This window comes from Dokdonella sp. (assembly GCF_035703485.1).
Classification (GTDB): domain Bacteria; phylum Pseudomonadota; class Gammaproteobacteria; order Xanthomonadales; family Rhodanobacteraceae; genus Dokdonella.
Genome location: NZ_DASSYD010000090.1, coordinates 17,159 through 36,078, shown reverse-complemented (window position 1 = coordinate 36,078; position 18,920 = coordinate 17,159). Strand labels below are relative to the sequence as shown.

General features: G+C 58.7%; 15 protein-coding genes and 1 tRNA gene. All 16 read left to right on the top strand.

What is annotated here, in order from left to right; translation table 11 throughout:
- Window positions 1-1,119 (top strand): NADH-quinone oxidoreductase subunit D (locus VFN25_RS06795; RefSeq protein ID WP_325140158.1); only part of this gene is annotated, 1,119 nt, incomplete at its 5' end.
- Between the two features lie 154 nt (window positions 1,120-1,273).
- Complete coding sequence (gene nuoE / locus VFN25_RS06790) at window positions 1,274-1,801, top strand: NADH-quinone oxidoreductase subunit NuoE (RefSeq protein ID WP_325140156.1); 528 nt, start codon at window positions 1,274-1,276, stop codon at window positions 1,799-1,801.
- Window positions 1,802-1,803: 2 nt separating this feature from the next.
- A complete protein-coding gene (nuoF, locus tag VFN25_RS06785) occupies window positions 1,804-3,117 on the top strand; it encodes an NADH-quinone oxidoreductase subunit NuoF (protein WP_325140154.1) in 1,314 nt (437 codons plus the stop codon).
- Window positions 3,118-3,237: 120 nt separating this feature from the next.
- Window positions 3,238-5,583 carry an NADH-quinone oxidoreductase subunit NuoG gene (gene nuoG, locus VFN25_RS06780; protein WP_325140152.1) on the top strand — a complete coding sequence of 782 codons (2,346 nt, stop codon included), beginning with the start codon at window positions 3,238-3,240 and terminating at the stop codon, window positions 5,581-5,583.
- The gene (nuoH, locus tag VFN25_RS06775) at window positions 5,580-6,650 is read left to right on the top strand and encodes an NADH-quinone oxidoreductase subunit NuoH (protein ID WP_325140151.1); all 1,071 of its coding nucleotides are present in this window, start codon (window positions 5,580-5,582) and stop codon (window positions 6,648-6,650) included. Before nuoG ends, nuoH begins: the two co-directional genes overlap by 4 nt.
- Window positions 6,651-6,675: 25 nt before the next feature.
- Complete coding sequence (nuoI, locus tag VFN25_RS06770; protein WP_325140149.1) at window positions 6,676-7,164, top strand: NADH-quinone oxidoreductase subunit NuoI; 489 nt, start codon at window positions 6,676-6,678, stop codon at window positions 7,162-7,164.
- An 18-nt stretch (window positions 7,165-7,182) separates the two neighbouring features.
- Window positions 7,183-7,797, top strand: a complete 615-nt coding sequence (locus VFN25_RS06765; RefSeq protein WP_325140148.1) for an NADH-quinone oxidoreductase subunit J — start codon at window positions 7,183-7,185, stop codon at window positions 7,795-7,797.
- Entirely contained in the window at window positions 7,794-8,099 is a 306-nt protein-coding gene (nuoK, locus tag VFN25_RS06760; RefSeq protein ID WP_325140146.1) for an NADH-quinone oxidoreductase subunit NuoK, read from the top strand. Before VFN25_RS06765 ends, nuoK begins: the two co-directional genes overlap by 4 nt.
- Before the next feature lie 3 nt (window positions 8,100-8,102).
- Window positions 8,103-10,148, top strand: coding sequence for an NADH-quinone oxidoreductase subunit L (nuoL, locus tag VFN25_RS06755; RefSeq protein WP_325140144.1), 2,046 nt, complete (start codon window positions 8,103-8,105; stop codon window positions 10,146-10,148).
- 22 nt (window positions 10,149-10,170) lie between these two features.
- Window positions 10,171-11,679 (top strand): NADH-quinone oxidoreductase subunit M, encoded by a 1,509-nt coding sequence (locus VFN25_RS06750; RefSeq protein ID WP_325140142.1) that lies wholly within the window; start codon window positions 10,171-10,173, stop codon window positions 11,677-11,679.
- Between the two features lie 10 nt (window positions 11,680-11,689).
- Window positions 11,690-13,141, top strand: a complete 1,452-nt coding sequence (nuoN, locus tag VFN25_RS06745) for an NADH-quinone oxidoreductase subunit NuoN (protein ID WP_325140159.1) — start codon at window positions 11,690-11,692, stop codon at window positions 13,139-13,141.
- 232 nt (window positions 13,142-13,373) lie between these two features.
- A tRNA-Met gene (locus VFN25_RS06740) sits at window positions 13,374-13,450 on the top strand.
- Window positions 13,451-13,605: 155 nt separating this feature from the next.
- Window positions 13,606-14,133, top strand: a complete 528-nt coding sequence (gene rimP, locus VFN25_RS06735) for a ribosome maturation factor RimP (protein ID WP_325140140.1) — start codon at window positions 13,606-13,608, stop codon at window positions 14,131-14,133.
- Between the two features lie 33 nt (window positions 14,134-14,166).
- On the top strand, window positions 14,167-15,651 hold the full coding sequence (nusA, locus tag VFN25_RS06730) for a transcription termination factor NusA (RefSeq protein ID WP_325140138.1): 1,485 nt from the start codon (window positions 14,167-14,169) through the stop codon (window positions 15,649-15,651).
- A gap of 89 nt (window positions 15,652-15,740) precedes the next feature.
- A complete protein-coding gene (infB, locus tag VFN25_RS06725; RefSeq protein WP_325140136.1) occupies window positions 15,741-18,365 on the top strand; it encodes a translation initiation factor IF-2 in 2,625 nt (874 codons plus the stop codon).
- 195 nt (window positions 18,366-18,560) lie between these two features.
- A complete protein-coding gene (gene rbfA, locus VFN25_RS06720) occupies window positions 18,561-18,911 on the top strand; it encodes a 30S ribosome-binding factor RbfA (protein ID WP_325140134.1) in 351 nt (116 codons plus the stop codon).
- Window positions 18,912-18,920: the final 9 nt, after the last annotated feature.

The following is an 18,920-nucleotide window of genomic DNA, read 5'->3' as shown; positions in this document are numbered from 1 at the left end:
GGCACCGAGAAGCTCGCCGAATCGAAGCCCTACAACCAGTCGATCGGCTACATGGATCGTCTCGATTACGTGTCGATGATGTGCAATGAGCACGCCTATGTGCGTGCCATCGAGAATCTGATGCATCTCGAAATTCCGGATCGCGCGCAATGGATCCGCACGATGTTCGACGAGATCACGCGTATCCTCAATCACTTGATGTGGATCGGTTCCAATGGTCTGGATCTTGGTGCGATGGCAGCCTTCCTCTACGCCTTCCGCGAACGCGAGGAGCTGATGGACTGCTACGAAGCGGTATCCGGCGCGCGCATGCACGCGACGTATTACCGTCCTGGCGGTGTCTATCGTGACCTTCCGGTGGTCATGCCGAAATACAAGGAATCGCGCTGGCACAAGGGCGATGATCTCAAGCGCTTCAACTCGTGGCGCGAAGGCTCGATGCTCGATTACCTCGAAGCATTCTGTGCCGATTTTCCGACCAAGGTCGACGAGTACGAAGAGTTGCTCACCGACAACCGCATCTGGAAGCAGCGCACTGTCGACATCGGCATTATCCCCCCTGACCTGGCTAACGCCTGGGGCATGAGCGGACCGATGCTGCGTGGTTCCGGTGTTGCCTGGGATCTGCGCAAGAAGCAGCCGTATGCGAAATATGCCGAGGTCGATTTCGACATTCCGGTTGGCGTCAACGGTGATTGCTACGACCGTTATCTCGTGCGCGTGGAGGAAATGCGTCAGTCGAACCGGATCATTCAGCAATGCGTGGCCTGGCTGAAAGCCAATCCGGGCCCGGTGATGGTGCAAAACTACAAGGTCGCGCCACCGAAGCGCGAAGAGATGAAGGAATCCATGGAAGCCCTCATCCATCACTTCAAGCTGTTCACCGAAGGTTATTGTGTGCCCGCCGGCGAAACCTATGCTGCAGTCGAGGCACCAAAGGGCGAGTTCGCCTGCTATCTGATTTCCGATGGTGCCAACAAACCCTTCCGCTGCAAGTTGCGCGCACCGGGTTTCGCCCATCTGTCATCGATGGACTCGATCGTACGCGGCCACATGCTGTCCGACGTCGTCGCCATGATTGGCACTTATGATGTTGTGTTCGGGGAGATAGATCGATGAGAACGGGAGTAGGGAGTGGCGAGTGGGGAGTGGGAACGGCAGGTTTGCGCCGATCTGCTGTCATTCCGAATTTGGGTGCCATCCAGTTGCACCGAAGAAACGCTCTTGCTCTCCGAATCCCCAATCCCGAATCCCGAATCCCGGCACTACAGCCATGAAACCGACCGGAACCTACAACCAAGTCAAAGACGTTGATCCGCTTGCGCTGCTGACTGCGCACACGCGTGAGCAAATCGATGTCTGGGTGGCCAAATTTCCACCGGATCGCAAGCGCTCGGCGGTGATCCAGGGTCTGTTTTTGACCCAGGAACAGAATGGTGGATTTCTCACCGACGAGTTGATCGTTGCCGTCGCGCGCTATCTCGATTTGCCGCAGGTCTGGGCCTTCGAAGTTGCCAGCTTCTACTCGATGTTCGAGACCAGCCCGGTCGGCCGCAACAACGTGGCCATCTGCACCAACATTTCTTGCTGGCTCAATGGTGCCGAGGACCTCGTGCGACATTGCGAAAAGAAGCTGGGCGTAAAACATGGCGAAAGTACGGCCGACGGTCGTATCTTTCTCAAGCGTGAAGAAGAGTGCCTGGCGGCCTGCTGCGGCGCACCGATGATGGTCGTCAATGGCCACTATCACGAGAACCTCGATATCGAGAAAGTCGACAAGATTCTTGATGGATTGAAATAATCATGGCATTCGGACCCGCTCCAAAAGACTATCAAGCTGTCTACACCACACTGCATTTCGATCAGCCGTGGACGCTGGATAACTACCTCAAGACGGATGGTTACCAGGCCTGGAAGAAAATACTCGCCGAAAAAACCGATCCGGCGACGATCATCGACGAGCTCAAGAACAGCGCGTTGCGAGGTCGTGGCGGTGCCGGATTCCCGACCGGGCTGAAGTGGTCGTTCATGCCGCGAAATGCACCAGGACAAAAATACATCCTGTGCAACTCTGATGAGTCCGAGCCGGGTACCTGCAAGGATCGCGACATTCTGCGCTTCAATCCGCATGCCGTCGTCGAAGGTCTGGCGATCGCCTGCTACGCGACGGGGTCGACCGTTGCCTACAACTATCTGCGCGGTGAGTTCCATCACGAGCCGTTCGAGCATTTCGAGCAGGCGTTGAAGGATGCGTATGCGGCCGGCCTGCTGGGCAAGAACATTGGCGGTTCGGGTATCGATGTCGATATTCACACGGCGCTCGGCGCCGGTGCCTACATCTGCGGTGAAGAAACCGCGATGATGGAGTCGCTCGAAGGCAAGAAAGGCCAACCGCGATTCAAGCCACCGTTCCCGGCAAATTTCGGCCTGTTTGGCAAACCGACCACGATCAACAATACCGAGACCTACGCTTCGGTGCCGGCAATCATGCGCAGAGGCGCCGACTGGTTTCTCAATGTCGGCAAGCCAAACAATGGCGGTCCGAAGATCTTCTCGGTCTCCGGTCACGTCGGCAAACCCGGCAACTACGAAATTCCTCTTGGAACTCCATTCGCCGATCTGCTCGAAATGGCCGGTGGCATGCGCAACGGCGCAAAGATCAAGGCGGTGATTCCAGGTGGCTCATCGATGCCGGTATTGCCGGGCGACATCATGATGGGCATCACCATGGACTATGACGCGATCCAGAAAGCCGGCTCCGGTCTCGGCTCGGGTGCGGTCATCGTCATGGACGAATCGACCTGCATGGTACGTGCCTGCCAGCGCATTGCGCGCTTCTATTTCCAGGAATCCTGCGGTCAATGCACACCGTGCCGCGAAGGCACCGGCTGGATGTATCGCATGATCACCCGCGTCATTGAAGGTCAGGCCCAAATCGGCGACCTCGATACGCTCAAAGCCGCCGCTGGCCAGATCGAAGGTCACACCATCTGCGCGTTCGGCGAAGCGGCCGCCTGGCCGGTGCAGGGATTCCTGCGCCATTACTGGCATGAATTTGAGTTTTATATCAAGCATGGTAAGTCGATGGTTGGGGCTTCGATGGAGGCTGCAGCATGAAGTCGATCTCTAGGTTCACAAATTGGGAGTCGGGAGTTGGGAGTAGGGAGTCGGAAGAGCAACGCTGTGTGCTTTCCCCACTCCCCACTCCCCACTCCCGGCTCCGACAGGAGCCACGCCATGAGCGCCCAGCCCACGACACCAACCGCGCCTCCCGATCACGTCTCGATCGAGATCGACGGCCAGCAGGTTTTCGCGCCCAAGGGTTCGATGATCATCCAGGCTGCGGATCGGATGGGTTTGGCGATTCCGCGTTTTTGCTATCACGAGAAGCTTGCCATCGCTGCCAATTGCCGCATGTGCATGGTCGAGGTCGAGATGGGTGGGCGACCGATGCCGAAGCCGCAGCCATCATGCGCGACGCCGGTTGCCGATGGCATGAAGGTATTCACCCAATCGCAGCGCGCGCTTTCCGCGCAGCGCAATGCGATGGAATTCCTGCTCATCAATCATCCACTGGATTGCCCGATTTGCGATCAGGGTGGCGAGTGCGAGTTGCAGGATCTGTCGCTCGGCTTTGGGCGTTCGGTCAGCCGCTTTGTCGAGCGCAAGCGCGTCGTCGCTGACGAGAATCTCGGGCCTCTGGTTGAGACCGAGATGACCCGCTGCATTCATTGCACGCGTTGCATCCGGGTCATGGCCGAAGTCGCCGGCACCTACGAACTCGGTGGCATGGAGCGTGGCGAAAGTTTGCAGATAGGAACTTATGTCGGAAAACCGCTGATGAGCGAGTTGTCCGGCAATGTCATTGATGTCTGTCCGGTTGGCGCCTTGACCAACAAGCCGTTCCGGTTCAGGGCGCGTGCCTGGGAACTGCTTGCACGTGAATCATTTGGTTACCACGATGCGCTTGGCTCCAATCTCTGGCTGCATACGCGTCGCGGTGAAGTGCTGCGCACGGTGCCGCGCGACAACGAAGCCATCAACGAGTGCTGGTTGTCCGATCGTGATCGCTATAGCCACGAAGGCCTGATGGCGGCTGATCGCGCGTCGATGCCGATGATCCGCAAGAACGGCGAACTGGTCGAAACGACCTGGACCGAAGCGCTGGCCTTTGTCGCCGATCATCTGCGCAAGGCTGGTGGCGATCTCGGCACGCTGGTGGCTCCGTTGACCTCAAGCGAAGAGGGCCACCTGCTGGCCCAGCTCGTGCGCGGCCTCGGCAGTGATGACATCGATCATCGACTGCGCCAGATCGATCTTTCCGATGCCCCTCAGGCGAGCACATTCGAGACATCGGTTGCCGATCTTGAAAAGACCAATGCCATCGTCCTGATTGGCTGCAATCCGCGCCATGAGATGCCCCTGCTCAATCATCGCTTGCGCAAGGCGGTCGAGGCCGGGGCCAAGGTCTGGCTCATCAATCCGCTCGATTTTGATTTCAACTTCCCGCTCACCGGCAAGCAGATCGCCAAGCCGTCAGCGATGCTTGATCATGTGCTCGGCCTGGCCCGAGCGGCCAACGATGCAGGCAAGTTGCCGGCGTCCTCGTCACTGGCCAGAGTGCTGGCCAATGCCAAAGCCGATGACTCGGCGCAATCCCTGGTCAGCCAGCTCGCCGAAGCAAGTGCTTCGGTCATCATCCTGGGTGAATCGGCCGTTCAACACGCCAATGCCGCGTGGTTGCGCAGTGCTGCAAAGTTCATCGCGCGCGCCACCGACTCCGGCTACAACGAATTGCCCTCGGGTGCGAATGCGATTGGTCTGACCGATGCAGGCGTCAGCCCGCAGAAGGCTGGACGCGATGCGGTGGCCATGCTCGCCAATCCGCCGAAGAGCCTGATCGTCTATCACGCGGGTTCGGCCGATTTTGCCAACCCGGCGGCGTTTGACAAGGCGCGCAGCGATGCGGACTTCTATCTGTACATCGGCGCGTTTGCCTGTGAAGGCGTGCGCAGCAAGGCTGATGCGGTCTTGCCGATCGGTCTGCTTCCGGAAATCGATGCAAGCTTCACCAATGTCGATGGTTTTGTTCAAACCGTCGCCGCCGGCGCGAAGCCGCCGGGTGATGCGCGCCCAGGCTGGAAAGTGTTGCGAGCGCTTGGCTCGGCGCTGGCTCTTGAGGGTTTTGGATTCACCGAAATCGCCGAGGTGCGCGCGCAGATGAGCAAGGCCTCCGCAAAAACGGGCGAGCCCGGTGAACTTGCGAATCCTGCACCTGCCCCGGGCAGCTTCGAGCGTATCGCGACGACAGCGATCTATCGTGTCGATGCGGTCCTGCGTCGCTCACCGGCATTGAATGCTCATCCGCTCACGCGCGGCGCAATGGTGTCGTTGAATCCTGCGGATGCGACGACACTTGGCCTCGGCCATGGCGACAAGGCCAGGGTCAACGATGTCGTTCTTGGCGTCGAACTGGATCCGGCAGTCCCGCCAGGCGCGGCCTGGGTTGAAGCCGGTTACGCCGAAGTCGGCGGGATTCCCGCGCACGGATCGGCGCTCAAGATTGCGAGGGTTTCGGCATGATCGACGCGATGCACGAGTCCCTGCTTGGCTATGGCAATACCGGTCTGGTGGTCTGGACTCTGCTCAAGGTGCTGGCCATCGCAGTTCCGGTGATCATTACCGTGGCCATGTTCGTCTACTGGGAACGCAAGGTCATCGGCTGGATGCATGTACGCATGGGGCCGAATCAGATCGGCCCGTTCGGTTTGCTGCAGGCGTTTGCCGATGTCTTCAAGCTGTTGTTCAAGGAAGTCATCCTGCCGAGCTCGTCGAACAAGATGCTCTATCTGCTCGCGCCGCTGATTGCACTGGTTCCGTCGTTTGCCGCCTGGTCGCTGGTTCCGTTTGACGTTGGCGTTGTGTTGGCCAAGGTCAACGTCGGCTTGCTGTTGTTGCTGGCCCTGACCTCACTGGGTGTCTACGGCATCATCCTCGCCGGCTGGGCATCAAACTCTCGCTACGCGATGCTCGGCGCGATGCGCGCAGCGGCGCAGACGATTTCCTACGAGATCCCGATGGGTTTCGCTCTGGTCAGCGTGATGATCCTGACCGGCAGCCTGGATCTCACTGAAATCGTCATGGCCCAGGCGGGCAGCAAGGGCTTTTTCGACTGGTACTGGCTGCCGCTGCTGCCGATGTTCGTGATCTATTTCATCTCGGGTGTCGCCGAGACCAATCGTTCGCCCTTCGACATGGCCGAAGGCGAGTCGGAAATCGTCGCTGGCTTCCACGTTGAGTACTCGGGTTCCGCATTCGCGATCTTCTTCCTCGCCGAATACGCGAACATGATCCTGATCGCGTTTCTTGCCGCCATCCTGTTTATGGGCGGTTGGCTTAGCCCGCTGCAAGGCTGGGTCAGCGGGGATGTGCCATGGATCGACTGGATCTGGAAAGGTGGCTGGCAATGGACATTCATCAAGGCGTTCTTCTTCTCGTTCTTCTACCTCTGGTTCCGTGCGACGTTCCCGCGCTACCGCTATGACCAGATCATGCGGCTCGGCTGGAAGGTGTTCATTCCGATCACGATCGCCTGGGTGGTGGTGGCGGCCTGCCTGAAGTATTTCGGTTTCGTCACGATCGGCGCATGAGCGAATCAGGACTGGATTGCAAGCAATGAAAAGAGTTTTCCATTACTTCAAGAGTCTGCTGCTGCTGGAGCTTCTCGCCGGCATGTGGCTGACCCTTCGTTACATGTTCAAGCCGAAGTACACGATGCGTTATCCGGAAGAGCACATTCCGAAATCGAATCGTTTCCGCGGCCTGCATGCGCTGCGTCGCTATCCGAACGGCGCGGAGCGTTGCATTGCCTGCAAACTCTGTGAGGCGGTGTGCCCGGCGCTCGCGATCACCATCGACTCGGAAATGCGTGAAGACGGTACGCGGCGCACCACGCGTTACGACATTGATTTGTTCAAGTGCATTTTCTGCGGTTTCTGTGAAGAATCCTGCCCGGTCGATTCGATCGTCGAGACGCACTTGCACGAATACCACTTCGAGAAACGAGGCGAAAACGTGGTCGACAAGATTCAACTGCTCGCCATCGGCGATCGCTATGAAAGCGAAATTGCTGCCGCGCGCGCCCAGGATGCGGCATTCCGATGAGCGGGCACGGAGAATCCAATGACATTTGAACTGCTCTGCTTCTATTTCTTTGCGACTGTCGCCGTGCTCGCCGCACTGGCCGTGATCAGCGTCAAAAACCCGGTCGTCGCCGCGTTGAACCTGGTATTGACGTTCTTCTCGATGGCCTGCGTCTGGCTGCTGGCCCAGGCCGAGTTTCTCGCCGTCGCCTTGGTCCTCGTCTACGTTGGCGCGGTCATGGTCTTGTTCCTGTTTGTGGTGATGATGCTTGATGTCGACTTTGCGCCTGTGCGCAAAGGCTTCGTGCGCTTCCTGCCGGTCGGCATCTTTGTTGCCGTCGTCATGCTGGTTGAAATGTTGATGATGATCGGTGTGCATACCTTGCAGACGCCGTTGACCGGCGATCCGGCGGCCTTGGCCGGCATGTCGAACATGGGTTGGCTTGGTCGATCCCTGTTTCGTGATTTCCTGCTGCCGTTTGAAGTGGCCGCGTTGATCCTGACCGTCGGCCTGATCGCCGCCGTGACGCTGACTCTGCGCAAGCGAACAGGCACCAAGCTGCAGAAGCCGAGCCATCAGGTTCGGGTCAAGCGCGATGATCGTGTTCGCCTGGTCAAGATGGATGCGGTCAAGAAAGGGGAGGCGACGCCATGATTACGCTCGCCCATTTCCTCACCCTCGGTGCTGTTCTGATGTGCATCGCCGTGGCCGGCATCTTCATCAATCGCAAGAACGTGATCGTGCTGCTCATGTGCATCGAATTGTTGTTGCTTGCGGTGAACACCAATCTTGTTTCCTTCTCGCGCTTCCTCGGCGATCCATCGGGTCAGGTGTTCGTGTTCTTCATCCTCACCGTGGCCGCTGCCGAGGCGGCAATCGGTCTGGCCATTCTCGTCGTCCTGTTCCGCAATCGCGCCACGATTGACGTAACCGAAATCGACAAGCTCAAGGGTTGATTGATGATGCTCGATAAATCCATCCTGCTGACGATCGTCCTCGCGCCGTTGTTCGGTGCCTTGATTGCCGGATTTTTCGGCAAGCGTATCGGCCGCGTTGCTTCGCACAGCGTGACCATTGCCGGTGTGGGCTTGAGCTGCGCGTTGTCAATCTACGTGCTCTACCAGATGGTCTGGGGCGGTGCGCAGACATACAACCAGAACGTCTACACCTGGTTCGAAGTCGGCAGCACGAGTGCGCATATCGGTTTTCTGGTAGACCGTCTGACCGCAATGATGATGGTCGTGGTCAGCTTCGTCTCGCTGATGGTGCACGTCTACACCATCGGCTACATGGCTGACGATGACGGCTACGAGCGCTTCTTCAGCTATATCGCGCTGTTCACCTTCTCGATGCTGATGCTGGTCATGAGCAACAACTTCCTGCAGCTGTTCTTTGGCTGGGAAGCGGTGGGTCTGGTGTCCTATCTGCTGATCGGTTTCTGGTACAAGCGACCGACCGCGATCTTCGCCAACATGAAGGCTTTCATGGTCAATCGCGTCGGTGATTTCGGCTTCATCCTCGGTATCGCCGGCGTGCTGATGTGGTTCGGTGGCTCGCTGGATTACGCCAGCGTGTTCGCGCATGCGCAGGATCCATCGCTGGATATGGCCTCGCGCTCGGTCGAGCTGTTTGCAGGCCATCCCTGGCACGTGGCGACCATCGTCTGCATCTGTCTGTTCATTGGCGCCATGGGCAAGTCGGCCCAGGTGCCGCTGCATGTGTGGTTGCCCGATTCAATGGAAGGCCCGACCCCGATCTCGGCGCTTATCCATGCAGCAACCATGGTCACCGCCGGCATCTTCATGGTCGCGCGCATGTCGCCGCTGTTCGAACTCAGCGAAACCGCATTGACCTTCGTACTTGTCATCGGTGCGACCACGGCCTTGTTCACCGGCCTGATTGGTGTCGTGCAGAACGACATCAAGCGCGTGGTCGCCTATTCGACACTGTCCCAGCTCGGCTACATGACCGTCGCCCTCGGTGTCTCGGCGTACTCGGCCGGCGTGTTCCATCTGATGACCCACGCCTTCTTCAAGGCGCTGCTGTTCCTCGGCGCCGGCTCGGTGATCATCGCCATGCACCACGAGCAGGACATGCGCCGCATGGGCGGCTTGCGCAAGTACATGCCGATCACCTGCATCACCATGTGGATCGGTTCGCTGGCCCTGGCCGGTGCGCCGGGTTTTGCCGGATTCTTCTCCAAGGACGCAATTATCGAGGCGGTCGGCGAATCGAATCGGCTCGGTGCCGGCTTCGCCTATTTCTGCGTACTCGCCGGTGTCTTTGTCACTGCGCTATACAGCTTCCGGTTGCTCTACATGACCTTCCACGGCAAGGAGCGCTTTGTCGTCGATCCGGTCAAGCAGCACCACGGCCACGAGGATCCCGAACACCACGCGCCTGGCCATCTCGCCCATGCGCCGCATGAATCACCGTGGGTGGTGACCGTGCCGCTGGTCTTGCTGGCGATTCCCTCGGTGGTGATTGGCTTCCTGACCATCGGGCCGATGCTGTTTGGCGACTATTTTGGCAACGCGATTTTCGTCAACGAAGCGAACAATGTCCTTGCCCGGGTAGGCGAAGAATTCCACGGCGCAATGGCGATGACCCTGCATGGTTTCAGCATGCCGCCATTCTGGCTCGCACTCGCCGGTTTCGCCACGGCAACCTGGATCTGGCTGTTCAATCCATCAATCGCCGACAAGGCCGAAAACGCCCTGCGCCCGGTGCACACGATGCTGACCAACAAATACTGGTTCGATGATCTGTATCAGGCAGTCTTTTCGCGCGGCGGCATTGCCTTCGGCCGTGGCCTCTGGCGTGGCAGTGATGCTGCGCTGATCGATGGCGCGATCAATGGTTCCGCCAGTCTGGTCGACCAGGTGTCGGCACTCGTACGTCGGCTCCAGTCCGGCTATCTCTACCACTATGCGTTCGCCATGATTCTCGGCCTGATCCTGCTGCTTGGCGGATCGTGGTGGATGTTCGTGCGCATCGCTGCCTGATCGACGGGGAATGACGACCACCATGGCTCACTGGCCTCTTCTCAGTATCTTGATCTGGTTGCCGATTATCGGTGCCGGCGCCGTGCTCGCGTTTGGACGAGACCCCCGGGTCGCGCGCTGGCTCAGCGTCCTCATTGCAGTGGTGACGCTGGTCGCCAGCATTCCGCTTTATCTCGGCTATGACGCGATCAGCGGTGGCATGCAGTTCATCGAATCGCATGCCTGGATTGATGCACTCAAGGTCACCTATGGCCTCGGCGTCGACGGTATTTCCGTGGCCCTGATCGTCTTGACCACATTTACCAGCGTGCTCGTGCTGATCGGCTCGTGGGGGCCGATCAACAAGCGCGTCTCGCAATACATGGCGGCCATGCTTGCGCTCGAAGGCATGTTGATCGGCATCTTTGCGGCGACCGATGCCTTGCTTTTCTACGTGTTCTTCGAGGCCATGCTGATTCCGATGTTCATCATCATCGGCGTCTGGGGTGGTCCGCGACGCGTCTACGCGACGCTCAAGTTCTTCATCTACACGTTCTTCGGCTCAATCTTCATGCTGATCGCGCTGATCTATCTGCACATGAAGACGGGCGAATTCTCACTGGCTGCGTTTGCTGCCGCACCGCTGAGCACAACCGAGCAAGCCTGGTTGTTCTTCGCCTTCCTGGCCGGTTTCGCGATCAAGGTGCCGATGTGGCCGGTACATACCTGGTTGCCCGATGCGCACGTCGAAGCACCTACCGGTGGCTCGGTGATCCTGGCTGCGATCATGTTGAAAGTCGGCGGCTACGGTTTCATCCGTTTTTCCCTGCCGATCACGCCTGATGCTTCGCAGGAATTCGCCTGGGTGATCATCGCGATGTCACTGATCGCGATTGTCTACATCGGCTACGTCGCCCTGGTCCAGGAGGACATGAAAAAGCTGATTGCCTATTCATCGGTAGCGCACATGGCCTTTGTCACCCTCGGCATTTTCATTGCCCTGGCTCTGGTTCGCGAACACAGCAACATCGATGCGGCGCGTCTCGGCATGCAGGGTGCGATGGTGCAGATGATCTCGCACGGCTTCGTCTCCGGTGCCATGTTTACCTGCATCGGCGTGCTTTACGATCGATTGCACACGCGTCAGATCGACGAATATGGCGGCGTCCTCAACGTGATGCCCTGGTTCGGCGGCTTCTTCATCCTGTTCTCGATGGCCAATTGCGGTCTGCCCGGCACCAGCGGTTTCGTTGGTGAATTCATGGTTATCCTGGCTTCTTTCCAGAGCAGTCCGTTCATTGCCCTGGTCGCTGCATTCACCCTGGTGATCGGTGCCGCCTACACCTTGTGGCTGGTCAAACGCGTGATCTTCGGCGAAGTGACCAATCCGAAAGTGGCCAAATTCAAGGATCTCGATGCGCGCGAGTGGATCGTGCTCGGATCATTCGCCGTCGCCGTGCTCGCCATCGGCATTTACCCGAAGCCGCTGACCGACCTGATGGACAGCTCGGTGCTGCAGATCGTCAACGCGCTGATGCTGAGCAAGGCCTGAGAATTCGATGATGATTCCATTCAATCCCGCCGATCTGATCACCATCCTGCCCGAGCTCGTTTTGCTCGGCACGACTTGCGCGATCCTGCTGATCGATCTGTTCATCAAGCCGAGTCAGCGCAATATCACGCATTGGTTGTCAATCGCTGCGATCGCCTTGACCTCGTTCTTCGTCTGGCGCGGTGCGCCGGAGCTCGGCCAGGTCGTCACCGCATTCAATGGCATGTTCAAGCATGACGGCATCAGCGTCGTGCTCAAGCAATTCGTCCTGCTGACCAGCGGGCTGAGCCTGTTTTACGCACGCAATTACATGCGTGATCGAAAGCTGCTGATCGGCGAGTTCTATCTGCTTATTCTGTTTGCGACCATCGGCATGATGTTGCTGGTGTCGGCAGGCAGCCTGATTACGGCTTATCTCGGTCTCGAATTGCTCGCCTTGTCGTCCTACGCGCTGGTCGCCCTGAATCGGGATTCAGCAATTTCAGCCGAGGCGGCGATCAAGTACTTTGTCCTCGGCGCGCTGGCCTCCGGCCTGCTGCTATATGGCATGTCAATGATCTATGGCGCCACCGGCACACTGGATCTGGTCGCCATCAGCGGGCTGATCGGTCAGGTCGAACATCCTGGATGGCTCGCGATCGGCCTTGTTTTTATCGTTTCCGGCGTAGCCTTCAAGCTCGGCGCGGCACCGTTTCACATGTGGCTGCCCGATGTTTATCACGGCGCACCGACACCGGTTACCGTGTTTATTGGCTCCGCGCCGAAAATTGCGGCGTTCGGTTTGCTCTATCGATTGCTTGAAGATGGCCTGGGGCCGATGAGCGAACATTGGACGCTGATGCTGGCGATCCTTTCGGTGTTCTCACTCGCCGTCGGCAACGTGTTCGCGATTGCCCAGAGCAACCTCAAGCGTTTGCTCGCCTATTCGACGATTTCGCATATCGGATTCATGTTGCTCGGCTTTGTCGGTGCGAGCCCGGCTGGCTATTCGGCAGCCATGTTCTACATCATCAGCTACACGATGACAGCCACGGTTGCCTTTGGCATCATCGCCTTGCTCGCCCGCGCCGGTTTCGAGTGCGAGGAGATCGATGATTTCAAGGGCCTCAACCAGCGCAGCCCGTGGTATGCCGGCATCATGGCGATCTCGATGTTTTCGCTGGCCGGGATTCCGCCGCTGTTCGGTTTCTTTGCCAAGCTGCTCGTACTCAATGCAGCCATCGACGCCGGTTTCCTCTGGCTGGCCATCGTCGCCATCATCTTTGCGATCATTGGCCTTTACTACTATCTGCGTGTGGTCAAGGTCATGTACTTCGACCCAGCGGCTGACGACGCACCCGTACCGCTGCCGTCCGATTTGCCGATGCGTTGGGTGATTTCGCTGAATGGCCTGGCCTTGATCGTGCTCGGCATTGCCTGGGGCCCGTTGATTGATTGGTGCAATCGGGCGTTTGGCGTCTAACAGCCTGCCAAGCGGATAGGCCTTTCGGCTTTCGTGACAGCCACCTTCCCCGGACAAGCTGAAGGCGATTCACAACAGCGGAAAGGCTGCTCATCCAGCAAGCCCGATTTTTGCGCTCTGAAGCGGCTGCCTCCAGGCAATAGTCGAATGAGATAATGAAGCTCAACGCGACTCCGCTGCGCAAACTTGTCTTGCGCGATTCATGGCAGGTGGTTACAATGCGCGGCTCTGATGCGGGGTGGAGCAGTCTGGCAGCTCGTCGGGCTCATAACCCGAAGGTCGCAGGTTCAAATCCTGCCCCCGCTACCAGGTTTCCAGCGAAGGGCCGCTTCGGCGGCCCTTTTGCAGGGAAAGCGCAGGATGCGCGATCACCGATGCCGGAGTAGCAAGACAACGGTGAATTCTGGAATGGGCCTTGCGCCCATTTTTTTTTGGCGAAATTTTCGAGCGGGCGACAGATCGCAGTGACGAACGAGAAACTCAATGAACTACTGACTCCGCTGGTCACCGACCTTGGCCTGGAGTTTGTCGGCATCGAGTTCAGCCCGAGCCGGAGCGGCAGCCTGTTGCGCGTCTTTATTGATGCGCCGGAGCGCCCGGTCACGATCGAGGACTGCGAGCGCGTCAGTCGCGAGATTTCTGCGTTGATGGATGTGAATGATCCGATTGAGGGTCACTACACGCTTGAGGTGTCTTCGCCCGGTATTGATCGGCCATTGTTCACGATCGAGCATTTCGCAAGTTTCATCGGCTGCGAGGCCAAGATCAATTTGGCCCTGCCGATCGATGGACGCCATCGTTTCAACGGCTTGATCAAGGCGGTTGATGGCGATCGCATTCATCTGGATCAGGACGGCAAGGATGTTCAGATCATCCATGCCAATGTCGTAAAGGCACGTCTCGTGCCGGATTATGCGGCGCTCGGTATTGATGCCGCGCCGCGCAAGAATGAGAAAACCGGATCGCGCAAGCGCGGACCGAAACACAAGTGAGGCTGCGTTTGCAGTCGCTCGGGAGTTGATGAGATGAGCAAAGAACTATTGCTGGTGGTCGATGCGGTAGCCAACGAGAAGGGCGTCCCCCGGGATGTAATCGTCGAGGCCATGGAAGCGGCGCTCGCTTCGGCGGCGAAAAAACGCTATCCGGATGAGGAAGTGCTCGCTCGTGTTGCCATCGACAACGTCACTGGCGAATACGAGACGTTTCGCCGCTGGGAAGTGGTTGCGGACGATATCGTCATGGAGTCGCCGGATTGGCAGATTCGCTTGATGGATGCCGTCGATGTCGTCGAAGGCATTGAAGTCGGCGACTACATCGAAGAACAGATCGAGAATCCCGAGTTCGGTCGAATCGCGGCGCAGGCAGCCAAGCAGGTCATCGTCCAGCGCGTGCGCGAAGCCGAGCGTGCACAGATCGTCGATGCCTACTCCGATCGAGTCGGTGAGTTGATCACCGGCATCGTCAAGCGCGTCGAACGCGGCAATCTTTACATTGATCTGGGCGGCAACGCCGAAGCCTTCATTTCGCGCGACAAGACGATTCCGCGCGAGGCCGTGCGTGCCGGCGATCGTGTTCGTGGCTATCTCTACGAAGTTCGTTCGGAACCGCGCGGCCCGCAGTTGTTCATTTCGCGAACGGCGCCGGAATTCATGATCGAGCTGTTCAAGCTCGAAGTGCCGGAAGTCGGCCAGGGTCTGGTCGAGATCAAGGCCTGTGCACGTGATGCGGGTGATCGTGCCAAGATCGCTGTGCTCGCCCACGATCACCGCACCGACCCGATCGGCGCCTGCATTGGCATGCGTGGTTCGCGCGTCCAGGCCGTTTCCAACGAGCTCAACGGCGAGCGTATCGATATCGTTCTGTGGAACGAGAACAACGCCCAGTTCGTCATCAACGCAATGGCCCCTGCCGAAGTGCAGTCGATCATCGTCGATGAGGAAAAGCACTCGATGGATATCGCGGTGGCCGAGGACAAACTGTCCCAGGCGATCGGTCGCGGTGGTCAGAACGTGCGTCTGGCCAGCAAGTTGTCCGGATGGCAGCTCAATGTCATGACGGCCGATCAGGTTCGCGAGAAGAGCGAAAGTGAACAGGAAGCGGCACGCACCCTGTTTGTCGACAAGCTCGAGGTCGACAACGAGATCGCGCAGATCCTGGTTCAGGAAGGTTTCTCGACGGTCGAGGAAATCGCCTACGTACCGACCGCCGAACTGCTTGCCATTGACGGATTCGACGAGGACATCGTCGAGGAGTTGCGTGCGCGTGCACGCGATGCCTTGCTCATGGATGCGCTGGCGGTAGAGGAGGGAATCGACGAGCACAAGCCGGCCGACGATTTGCTCGAGCTCGAGTCGATGGACGAATCGCTGGCCTATGAAATGGCGCAGCATGGAATCATCACGCGCGAAAATCTGGCCGATCTGGCCACAGATGAACTTGTCGAGCTAGCCATCGAAGGCATCGATGAAGAGCGCGCGGCAGCACTGATTATGGCAGCACGCAACACCTGATCTCGCCGATACCCACTGCTGCCGGAATACCTGGCAGCGGAGCGTCGACGAGAGATTGGCAATAGCGGGCAGGTCAGGAGTAGAGAAGTATGTCGGACGTAACAATCAAGCAATTGGCCACAGTGTTGGCCACACCGGTCGACAAGCTGCTAGCGCAGCTTGAGGAAGCCGGTATGAAGTTCTCCGACCCGGAGCAGTCGATCAGTAGCAAGGAGAAGGTCAAGCTGCTTGGCTTCCTGCGCCGCAATCACGGTAAAAGTGAGAGTGCCGGCGACGATTCTGCACCGCGTCAGGTAACCCTCAAACGGCGTACCGTCAGCGAATTGACGGTCAACCCCGGGCAGCGCGGCGCATCGGCCAAGACGGTCAATGTCGAAGTGCGCCAGAAGCGCACCTATGTGAAGCGCAGTGTGGTCGAGGATCAGGGCAAGTCGATTGATCCCGAACGTGAAGATGCGCTGCGCAAGCTGGAGGAATCCCAGGCCAGGCGCGATGCCGAGGAGCAGGCGCGTCTGGAAGCCGAGCGCAAGCGCCAGGAAGAAGAGGCGCGCCTGAAGGCCGAGGAAGAAGAGAAACGCAAGGCGGAAGAAGCTGCGCGCGCTGCTGCCGAGGCAAGCGAAGCACAAGCCAAGGCGGCCGAGTTGCCGGTTGTTGAAGAGCCTGCGGAAGTGATCCAGCCACCCGCAGTGCCGCCGGTGGAACGCCCGCGGCGCGGAGACGAAAGGCCTGCTGCCAGCCCCGATAGCGCGAATCGTCACGGCAAACCCAAGCATGCCAGCGGTCATCGCGGTCGCGAAGGCGGTGGATCGGCACCTTCGAAGAAATATTTTGGCAATGAATTGCATCTTTCCCAGGAAGGCAGTGCACGCCGTACCGGACGCAAGAAGCAGCGCTCGCGCCCAAGCGAGCCTTCGCGCTCGTCGGGAGCACATGGCTTCTCGCGGCCGACTGCAGCGGTTGTGCGTGAGGTCGAAATTGGCGAGACGATTATCGTTGCCGATCTGGCCCAGCGCATGGCGGTCAAGGGTGCCGAAGTCGTCAAGGCCCTGTTCAAGATGGGGGTGATGGCAACCATCAATCAGGCCATTGATCACGACACCGCACAGTTGGTGGTCGAGGAACTTGGCCATGTGGCGGTCAAAGCCAGCTCCGATGATGCCGAAGTCGATCTGCTCGCACATGCCGAGACGACCGGAAAGGCAGAACCGCGCCCACCGGTCGTGACGATCATGGGTCATGTCGATCACGGCAAGACCTCACTGCTCGATACGATCCGCCGGACCAAGGTGGCGACCGGCGAAGCCGGTGGCATTACCCAGCATATCGGTGCGTACCATGTCGATACGCCGAAGGGTGTCATTACTTTCCTCGATACACCGGGCCACGCGGCGTTCACCTCGATGCGTCAGCGCGGTGCGCAGGCGACTGACATCGTCATTCTTGTCGTGGCCGCCGATGACGGCGTCAAGCCACAGACAGTAGAGGCGATCAAGCATGCGCATGAGGCCAAGGTTCCGCTGATCGTTGCGATGAACAAGATGGACAAGCCGGAAGCCAATCCGGAGAACGTCAAGCAAGGTCTGGCCCAGCACGAAGTCCTGTCCGAGGAATGGGGCGGCGATGTCCAGTTCGTACCGGTTTCGGCCAAGGCAGGTACCGGTATCGATGAATTGCTTGAAGCGATCTCCTTGCAGGCCGAGCTCATGGAGCTCAGTGCGGTGCGTGAAGGCCGTGCCTCTGGTGCGGTAATCGAATCGAGCCTCGACAAGGGGCGTGGTCCGGTCGCGACCGTTCTCGTCCAGCAAGGCACATTGAAGAAGGGAGACTTCGTCGTCTGCGGCGTTGAGTATGGCCGTGTCCGTGCACTGTCCAATGAGAGTGGCAAGCAAGTCGATGAAGCAGGCCCCTCCATTCCGGTGCAACTGCTCGGCCTTTCCGGCGTACCTGAAGCGGGCGACGATTTTGTCGTTGTTGACGACGAGCGCCTGGCCAAGGACGTTGCCAGTCAGCGCGATGCCAAGCGTCGCGAGACTCGCCTTGTCGCAGCCGCAGGCAACCGCATGGAAGACGTGCTCGCGCAAATGGGCCAGAGCGAGGAGCAACTGTCGCTGAATCTCGTCATCAAGGCCGATGTGCAGGGTTCGGTTGAAGCGTTGCGCCAATCCCTGACCGCGCTCAGCAACGACATGATCCGCATCAACGTGATCTCGTCCGGTGTGGGCGGCATTACCGAATCGGACGCCACGCGCGCCGCTTCGTCGAAGGCTACGATCATCGGCTTCAACGTACGTGCCGATGCCGCTGCCCGACGCGTGGTCGACTCAAGTGGCCTCGATCTGCGCTACTTCTCGATCATCTACGACGTGATCGATCAGGTGAAACAGGTCGCCACCGGTTTGCTTGGTGTCGAAATTCGCGAAGAGATCATCGGTATTGCCGAAGTCCGCGATGTATTCCGCTCGTCGAAATTTGGCGCGGTAGCCGGCTGCATGGTTGTCGAGGGTACGGTCAAACGCAACAAGCCGATCCGTGTCCTGCGCGACAGCACGGTAATTTTCGAAGGCGAGCTCGAATCGCTGCGCCGCTTCAAGGAACTCGTCGACGAGGTACGCAACGGCACCGAATGCGGTATCGCCGTCAAGCAGTACAACGACGTCAAGCCCGGCGACCAGATCGAGTGCTTCGAACGCATCGAAGTGCAGCGCACGCTCTAGGGGCGGGAGTCGGGAGTGGGGAGTAGGGAGTCGGTAAAAGCAGTAGCAAGAGCGTAAGCTCGATACTTGCTGATACCGGCCCGAAATCCGCTCACCGCTTGCCGCCAATATCAATCGGACCAGATTTGCGGCGAAGCAGCGTTTCGCTTCAATCCATTTCCCACTCCCTACTCCCCACTCCCGCTCTTACAAACAATGGCTGACTTCACCCGCTCAGATCGAATCGCCGTGCAATTGCGCAAGGAAGTGGCTGTGCTTGTGCATCAGGCCGTGCGTGATCACGCCTTGCCGTCGGTCAGTGTTTCCGATGTCGAGGTGACCAAGGATCTCGACATGGCGCGCGTGTTTGTCACAACGCTGTTGCCGGATGATACGGACATGGCGGTCAAGTCCCTGAATGAAATGGCATTCGAGTTTCGTCGCGAGCTGTCACGGACACTGAAGATGCGGCGCGTGCCCGAGATTCGTTTCCTCTATGACAACTCGGTCGATCAGGGCGAGCGCATCGAACAGCTGCTGCGTGAGCATGCGCCGAAGGAAGACTGAACAGCTTGC

What these genes read in the sequence shown, in the direction of transcription:
- nuoI (WP_325140149.1), top strand. Translation starts at nt 6,676, where the DNA reads ATGAAAAGAGTTTTCCATTACTTCAAGAGTCTGCTGCTGCTGGAGCTT.
- nusA (WP_325140138.1), top strand. Translation starts at nt 14,167, where the DNA reads ATGAGCAAAGAACTATTGCTGGTGGTCGATGCGGTAGCCAACGAGAAG.
- nuoL (WP_325140144.1), top strand. Translation starts at nt 8,103, where the DNA reads ATGATGCTCGATAAATCCATCCTGCTGACGATCGTCCTCGCGCCGTTG.
- infB (WP_325140136.1), top strand. Translation starts at nt 15,741, where the DNA reads ATGTCGGACGTAACAATCAAGCAATTGGCCACAGTGTTGGCCACACCG.
- nuoN (WP_325140159.1), top strand. Translation starts at nt 11,690, where the DNA reads ATGATTCCATTCAATCCCGCCGATCTGATCACCATCCTGCCCGAGCTC.
- nuoE (WP_325140156.1), top strand. Translation starts at nt 1,274, where the DNA reads ATGAAACCGACCGGAACCTACAACCAAGTCAAAGACGTTGATCCGCTT.
- nuoH (WP_325140151.1), top strand. Translation starts at nt 5,580, where the DNA reads ATGATCGACGCGATGCACGAGTCCCTGCTTGGCTATGGCAATACCGGT.
- VFN25_RS06750 (WP_325140142.1), top strand. Translation starts at nt 10,171, where the DNA reads ATGGCTCACTGGCCTCTTCTCAGTATCTTGATCTGGTTGCCGATTATC.
- VFN25_RS06765 (WP_325140148.1), top strand. Translation starts at nt 7,183, where the DNA reads ATGACATTTGAACTGCTCTGCTTCTATTTCTTTGCGACTGTCGCCGTG.
- nuoK (WP_325140146.1), top strand. Translation starts at nt 7,794, where the DNA reads ATGATTACGCTCGCCCATTTCCTCACCCTCGGTGCTGTTCTGATGTGC.
- nuoF (WP_325140154.1), top strand. Translation starts at nt 1,804, where the DNA reads ATGGCATTCGGACCCGCTCCAAAAGACTATCAAGCTGTCTACACCACA.
- nuoG (WP_325140152.1), top strand. Translation starts at nt 3,238, where the DNA reads ATGAGCGCCCAGCCCACGACACCAACCGCGCCTCCCGATCACGTCTCG.
- rbfA (WP_325140134.1), top strand. Translation starts at nt 18,561, where the DNA reads ATGGCTGACTTCACCCGCTCAGATCGAATCGCCGTGCAATTGCGCAAG.